The organism is uncultured Campylobacter sp. (genome assembly GCF_905371695.1).
In the GTDB taxonomy this organism is placed as follows: domain Bacteria; phylum Campylobacterota; class Campylobacteria; order Campylobacterales; family Campylobacteraceae; genus Campylobacter_A.
Genome location: NZ_CAJPMA010000090.1, coordinates 1 through 6,711 on the forward strand (window position 1 = coordinate 1; position 6,711 = coordinate 6,711).

At 48.6% G+C, this 6,711-nt stretch carries 8 protein-coding genes; all 8 read left to right on the forward strand.

The genetic code is table 11. The features are described from left to right. On the forward strand, positions 1-602 hold a 602-nt coding region (locus QZ147_RS07680; RefSeq protein ID WP_295148913.1), incomplete at its 5' end, for an AI-2E family transporter. A 14-nt stretch (positions 603-616) separates the two neighbouring features. Then, positions 617-976, forward strand: a complete 360-nt coding sequence (locus tag QZ147_RS07685) for an HIT family protein (RefSeq protein ID WP_295148916.1) — start codon at positions 617-619, stop codon at positions 974-976. An 8-nt stretch (positions 977-984) separates the two neighbouring features. Next, complete coding sequence (locus QZ147_RS07690) at positions 985-1,857, forward strand: cache domain-containing protein (RefSeq protein WP_295148919.1); 873 nt, start codon at positions 985-987, stop codon at positions 1,855-1,857. Positions 1,858-1,947: 90 nt separating this feature from the next. Next, positions 1,948-2,427, forward strand: coding sequence for a molybdopterin-guanine dinucleotide biosynthesis protein B (mobB, locus tag QZ147_RS07695; RefSeq protein WP_295148922.1), 480 nt, complete (start codon positions 1,948-1,950; stop codon positions 2,425-2,427). After that, positions 2,427-3,293, forward strand: a complete 867-nt coding sequence (locus tag QZ147_RS07700) for a class 1 fructose-bisphosphatase (protein WP_295148925.1) — start codon at positions 2,427-2,429, stop codon at positions 3,291-3,293. Before mobB ends, QZ147_RS07700 begins: the two co-directional genes overlap by 1 nt. Further along, the gene (locus tag QZ147_RS07705) at positions 3,290-3,520 is read left to right on the forward strand and encodes a hypothetical protein (RefSeq protein ID WP_295148927.1); all 231 of its coding nucleotides are present in this window, start codon (positions 3,290-3,292) and stop codon (positions 3,518-3,520) included. The genes QZ147_RS07700 and QZ147_RS07705 overlap by 4 nt, the downstream gene beginning before the upstream one ends. Positions 3,521-3,536: 16 nt before the next feature. Further along, positions 3,537-5,450 carry a methionine--tRNA ligase gene (gene metG / locus QZ147_RS07710; RefSeq protein ID WP_295148930.1) on the forward strand — a complete coding sequence of 638 codons (1,914 nt, stop codon included), beginning with the start codon at positions 3,537-3,539 and terminating at the stop codon, positions 5,448-5,450. Between the two features lie 13 nt (positions 5,451-5,463). Further along, a complete protein-coding gene (locus QZ147_RS07715; protein WP_295148933.1) occupies positions 5,464-6,450 on the forward strand; it encodes a ferrochelatase in 987 nt (328 codons plus the stop codon). Positions 6,451-6,711 lie beyond the last annotated feature (261 nt).

Consider the following 6,711-nt stretch of genomic DNA (forward strand, 5'->3'; position numbering starts at 1 on the left):
TTCTAACCGATATCGTCATCATCTTGATATTCTTTTTCTTTTACAATCTTTACGGCGCGGAGCTCGTGCGCTACCTAAAAAAGGCGCTTCCGATGAAAGAGGACGACACGGGATTTATTTTAAGCGAAGTAGCAAACGTAATGAGCGTCGTTTTTTACTCTACGATAGCAAATATGATCCTTCAAGGCGCGCTTTTTGCGATTATTACTATGTTTTACGGCTACGACGGATTTTTTACGGGCATAATTTTCGGCTTTTGCTCGCTAATTCCGGTCGTGGGCGGGCTGCTAGCGTGGGGCCCTATTAGCCTTTACGAATTTGCCGCTGGCAATGCTACGGGCGCGATTATCATCGGCGTTTATACGGTCGTAGTCATCTCGTTTTTAGCCGATAACTTCGCAAAACCGCTCGTGATAAAATTTATCAACAACCGCCTGGTAAAATTTCCTACGATCATAAACGAGCTTTTGATATTTTTCGCGATGATTGCGGGAATCGCGACGTTCGGATTTTGGGGCATCATCCTAGGGCCCGCCATAGTTACGTTTTTTATGTCCGTTATCAAGCTTTACGTGCTGCTTCGCGAGCGCGCGGTGGTTTAAGTTAAGGAGTTAAAGTGATTTTCGAAGATGAATTAATACGCGTAGAGCGCGAAAGCGGCGAGCTTCCTTGGGTTAAAATTTTCGCTAAAAAAACCTACAAGGAGCTCACGGACTGCGACGAAAATACTCGCGCTAGGCTTTTTGAAGCGATGCTAATAACCGAACGCGCGATGATAAAATTTTACGCGCCCGATAAAATAAACGTCGCGAGCTTCGGCAATTACGTAGCGCAGGTGCATATCCACGTAATCGCGCGTTTTAAAGAAGACGCGTTTTTCCCGGAGAGCGTCTGGGGGCAAAAACAGCGCGAGAGCCGTCTAAATTTGCCCGAATTTGAAGATTTCGCAGCCTTGCTAGCAAAAGAGCTGGGTTAAGGCTGCGCGTGAAAATCGGTAAAAACGCCCTAACCTACGCCGCAGCCGCTATTTGCGCGCTTTGTTTTAGCGTGCTTTTAACGCTTTATCTTAACTACGAAAAACAAAGCGAAGAGCAAACAAGACGCGCATTTTTCGATTACCAAATCAAGCAGCTGCACAAAAACGTAGAGGACGCCAAGCTCTCGGCGGCAGCGATCGCCGCGCTTTTAGCGCAAAACGGCAATATAAAAGGTTGCTTTACGCAGCTAAGCCGCGAGCAGTGCCTAAAAAACGTGGACGAAATTATACATACTTTAAGCATGGCGTCGATGTATAAAAACATTAAAATTCATCTTCACACGAGCGATTTTAAAAGCTACGTAAGAAGCTGGGATAAGCAAAATTTCGGCGATACGCTAAGCTCGTTTCGCTACTTAATCAGCGAAGCCGCCGAGCGTAAAACTCCCGTAGCCGGCGTCGAATACGGCGTGGCGGGAATTTTCGTGCGGGCCGTAAGCTCGATAAGCGAGAACGGACGGACGTTAGGCAGCGTCGAAGTGCTGCTTGATTACGAACATATAGCAAATTTTTTTAAAGAGCAAGGCATCGATTTATACGTATTAATCGATAAAAATAGATCCGTCTCCAAAAAGCCCGGCCCTAGCGACGCGCTGCTAAAAGATTATTACGTGCAAAATTTAAGCAGCGCGAATTTAAATTTAATCCAAATTTTAGACGAGATAGACTTCAAAAACTCCGATTTTTACGCGTATAAGACGCATTTTATCTGCGCCGTGCCGCTAATAGACGCTTCAAACAAACGCATCGGCTATTACGTTTTACACGTAAATTCAAACGAAAAAGAGCGATTTTTATCGCAAAATTACGTGGCTTTTTAGGCTAAAATTTCGCCCGATTTCTAAAATTTCGCCGATAAAATTAAGCCAAATTTCGCTACAATGAGCCCCGAATTTCACGTAAGGAAAACAATGAAAAGACTAGCCGTCGCGTTTTCGGGTCCGTCAAATAGCGGCAAGACGACGCTAATTCTACGCATCGCAACGAAATTTATAAAAGACGGACTTAAAGTCGTAGTAGTTAAGCACGATCCCGGCGATAAAGCGCGCTTTGACGTAGAGGGCAAGGATAGCTGGCGATTTAGCGAGGTCGGCGCGGACGTAGTGGTGATGAGCCCAACGAGAACGACATATTTTTCGCGCGAAAGCTCGCGGTTAGAGGACGTCGTGAGGATGTTGGGCGAGTTTGATCTACTGCTGGTAGAAGGGCTAAAAACGCTGCCGCTACCTAGAATTAGCGTCTTTAAAGACGAAATCGACGAAAGTTATTTGAGCTTTTCGGATGCTATCGCTACTTACCGCAAGGACGCGCCTTACGAAATAAAAAATCTAAATTTAGACGACACGGACGCGATTTGCGCGTGGATATTACAAAACGCAAAGGCTGTATAATGAACGAAATCGATCAAATTTTTAGCGCCGTAAAAGAGGTCGCTACGCAAATTAGCGAAGCTATAAAATACGCCGATCTAGGCTACACTGCGCACGAAAACGCCACGGGCGATACGCAGCTAAAACTAGACGTTTTAAGCGACGAGCTAATCACCGCGAAATTTAGCGCGCTAGCTTGCGTAAAAGCGCTAGTAAGCGAGGAGAAAGACGACGTTTTAAGCTTAAATCCAAACGCTAAATTTATAGTAGCCTACGACCCGCTAGACGGATCTAGCCTAATAGACGTAAATTTCGCGGTTGGATCGATATTCGGTATTTACGAAAACGAGCTAAATCCGCGTAATTTAGTCGCGGCGGCTTACTGCGTGTACGGGCCTAGATTAGAGCTCGTGCTTTGCCCGCAAAAAGGCGAGAAGCCGCGCCTTTTTAGGCTGGGAAGAGACGGCGAGTTTAAATTCGCAAAAGAGCTGGCCCTAGAGCCCAAAGGCAAACTAAACGCCACGGGCGCTACGCAAAAAGGCTGGTCGAGCGCCCACCGCGCCTTTATTAAGGCGTTATTCGACGAAGGCTACCGCCTGCGCTACTCAGGCGCGATGGTAAGCGACTTGCACCAAATTTTACTAAAAGGCGGCGGGCTATTTAGCTACCCGGCGACGACTGACGCGCCTAAGGGCAAGCTGCGCGAGCTATTTGAGGTGTTGCCGTTTGCCTTTATCTACGAAAACGCGGGCGGCGCTACTAGCGACGGATACTCAAAAAGCCTCTTTGATACGCAAATAACCGCGACTCACCAGACCACGCCGTGCTTTTTCGGCTCGACTTACGAGATCGAAAAATTACGCGAATTTTACGGAAACGCGCAGTGAGCGAAAATTTAGACGCCGCGCAAGAGGGCGAGCAAACCGCGCAAAAGGATAAATTCGACCTCGCCCTAGAAGAGCAGGCTAAAATTTTACAAGCTTGTCAAAACTCGCGCGGATTAATCAGCTGTCTAAACTGCGACGAAATTTTCGCCTGCCCTACTCGAAAAAACTACGTAGACGCCGCGTATAACTCGATGTCCAAAGGCGACAGCGGCGGATTTGATTTCTAAATTTAAAGGAAAAATAATGAAAGAGAAATGCTATATAACCACGCCTATTTATTACGTAAACGACGTTCCGCACATAGGACACGCCTACACGACGATAATCGCCGATACCTTAGCCCGCTTTCGCCGCTTGCAAGGATACGATACCTACTTTATGACCGGTACCGACGAGCACGGGCAAAAGATAGAGCAAGCCGCAGCCGCGCGAGGCAAGACACCCCAAGCCTACGCCGACGAGATAAGCGGAAAATTTCGCGCGCTGTGGGACGAATTTAAGATCAGCTACGACCACTTCATCCGCACCACCGACGCTTCGCACAAGCTCACCGCGCAAAACGCATTTCTTAAAATGTACGAGAAAGGCGATATTTATAAAGGCGAATACGAGGGCTTTTACTGCGTTAGCTGCGAGAGCTTTTTCACCGCTACGCAGCTACTTGAAAACGAGTGCTGTCCGGACTGCGGGCGCAAAACCAGCATCGTAAAAGAGGAAAGCTACTTTTTTAAACTCTCAAAATACGAAGACGCGCTGTTAAAATGGTACGAAAACGACGAGCGCTGCATACTTCCGCGCGGCAAGAAAAACGAGGTCGTAAGCTTCGTAAAAAGCGGATTAAAAGACCTATCTATCACGCGCACGAGCTTTGATTGGGGCATTAAGCTACCCGCGAGCCTAAACGAGCCTAGACACGTAATGTACGTCTGGCTGGACGCGCTGGTAAATTACCTAAGCACGCTAGGCTATACGCGCGGCGACGAGCTAATGAGCTACTGGCAAAACGCCGTGCATATCGTAGGCAAAGACATTCTGCGCTTTCACGCGGTTTACTGGCCGGCGTTTTTGATGAGCCTTGATCTGCCACTGCCGCGTTGCGTAGCCGCGCACGGCTGGTGGACCAGAGACGGCGAAAAGATGAGTAAAAGCAAAGGCAACGTCGTAGATCCGCGCGAAGTCGCAAACGCCTACGGACTAGAAAATTTCAGGTACTTTTTACTGCGCGAGGTTCCGTTCGGGCAAGACGGCGATTTTAGCCAAAAAGCGCTAATCGAGCGCATAAATACGGAGCTAGGCAACGGACTTGGCAACCTACTAAACCGCATAATCGGCATGAGCGGAAAATATAGCGAGTTTAAAATCATAAGCGCGAACGTAGAGAAATTTTACTCGGCCGAGCTAGCCGAAGCGCAAGGCTATTTGGGCGCGGCTATTTCGAATTTGGAAATTCTAGCCACGAACCGCTATTTAGAGGAACTTTGGCGCGTAGTAGCCCTAGCTAACGGCGTCATCGCGAAATACGAGCCTTGGTCGCTGATTAAATCCGGACGAGCGGACGAGGCTAACGCGCTCGTAGCGTTATGCGCGAATTTACTAGCCCGCGTAGCCGTGCTTTTAAGCCCCGCGATGCCCGAAACCTGCGCCAAGATCGCAAGCGCGTTAAATTTTGAAATTTCGACAAATACTTACGAGCGAGCCGTGCTTAAAGGCGAGCTTTTAGATTTTACCGCGACCGCGACGGAGCCGCTATTTCCGCGTATAGAAGGCGAACTGATGGCAAGACCGCAAGCGCCGCAAAATTTAGCCCAAGAACCGCAAGAACAAGAGCGCATTATCGCGATCGACGATTTCGCGAAAATCGCGATAAAAGTAGGCACCGTGCTAGAATGCGAGCGCGTCGAAGGCAGCGATAAACTGCTAAAATTTCAAATCGATCTGGGCGAGGAAAAACCGCGCCAAATTTTATCGGGGATCGCGAAATTTTACGATCCGACAGAGTTAATCGGCAAGCAAGTGTGCGTGCTGGCAAACCTAAAAGAGCGTACGATGATGAAAAAATACGTCTCGCAAGGCATGATTTTAAGCGCGGAAACGGACGGAAAACTAACGCTAATCGCGCCTAGCGCGCCCGCAAAAAACGGCGCCGTAATCGGCTAAAAGGCGAATTTTAATGACGATAGAAAATCTAGCCCGCCTGATCAACGCGCAGATTTTAAATAAACCTAGCGTCTCGGGAGTGCTGGATTTTACGTTTAACCCCAAAAGCGTTCGGCGCGGATTCGCATTTATCGCGCAAGACGCTAACGAGCAAGATTTAGAGCTTGCGGTTAAAAACGGCGCTTACGCGGTTATCTGCGAAGAGACTCCAAGCGTCTGCGACTCCGAAACCGCCTATTTAAAGGTGCAAAATCTCCAAACCGCCCTCGTGCGCCTAATGCGCTTCGAATCGGCGGGCAAAAATCTAAAATTTTGCCTAGTAAACGCCGCGGGCGCCGCGATTTTAGGACGCATGAGCCTTAGTAAAAACGCAAGCTTGCTGCCCGCCGATTTCTCGCAGGCGTTTATGAAAATTTTACGCGCGAAAAGCGGCGACGTATTTTTTACCGGCGACGCAAGGATGCTGCAACGCATCGCGCCGGCCTACGACACGGCGTTTACGGACGCTAAAATAGGCGCTCTAAACCCAAGCTCCATATTTTTTACAACGCTGATTTGCGACGAGATTTATTACCAAAATTTAGCTCTACCGCGCGTTTTTACGGGGACTTTTTGCGGACTGCTTCACTATCTGCGCGCGAACGGCGTGGAATTTAAGCTAGGCGACATGCGAGCGCTCGGGCATTTCGAGCCTATTTTTATCGATAAAAATTTTCATCCCGCGCACTTCGGAGCTAGTTTTCGCGCCCTAATCGCAGAAAGCGACGACGAGCTTTTCGAGATCGAAGCAGCGTATCTACGTAAAAATTTCGACCCCGCCGACGTAATTTTTTGCCTGCCCGCCGACAGCCGTATAAATGTCTCCGGCGCGTTTAGATTTAGCGATTTAAACGAGCTAAAAGGGCTTAAAAATTTTCGCTACGCGCTCGTAAACGCGGGTAAAAGCGAAATTTTAGCCGCGCTAAACGCTAGCGACGGCGAGCGAAATTTATTCGAGTAAAATTTAAAAGCGGCGACCTTACCGCTATTTTTGCGCTATTTTTAGCGTCGGCGGCGGCGTATTTATGGACGACGGACTTTTTAAATACGAGTTTAGCCGCGTCGCGGCGCCGCCTCCCGTTCGTTCCGTTTATCGCGGGGCCTACCGCGGATGCGCCGTATCAAATTCCCTTTCGTAAAAGACGAGTTTAGGCGGCGAATACGGCAGCTACGAGAATTTTAATTAATCGCGTCCAAACGCGCGCCAAAACGGACGTTTGGC

What these genes read in the sequence shown, in the direction of transcription:
- mobB (WP_295148922.1), top strand. Translation starts at nt 1,948, where the DNA reads ATGAAAAGACTAGCCGTCGCGTTTTCGGGTCCGTCAAATAGCGGCAAG.
- QZ147_RS07700 (WP_295148925.1), top strand. Translation starts at nt 2,427, where the DNA reads ATGAACGAAATCGATCAAATTTTTAGCGCCGTAAAAGAGGTCGCTACG.
- metG (WP_295148930.1), top strand. Translation starts at nt 3,537, where the DNA reads ATGAAAGAGAAATGCTATATAACCACGCCTATTTATTACGTAAACGAC.
- QZ147_RS07715 (WP_295148933.1), top strand. Translation starts at nt 5,464, where the DNA reads ATGACGATAGAAAATCTAGCCCGCCTGATCAACGCGCAGATTTTAAAT.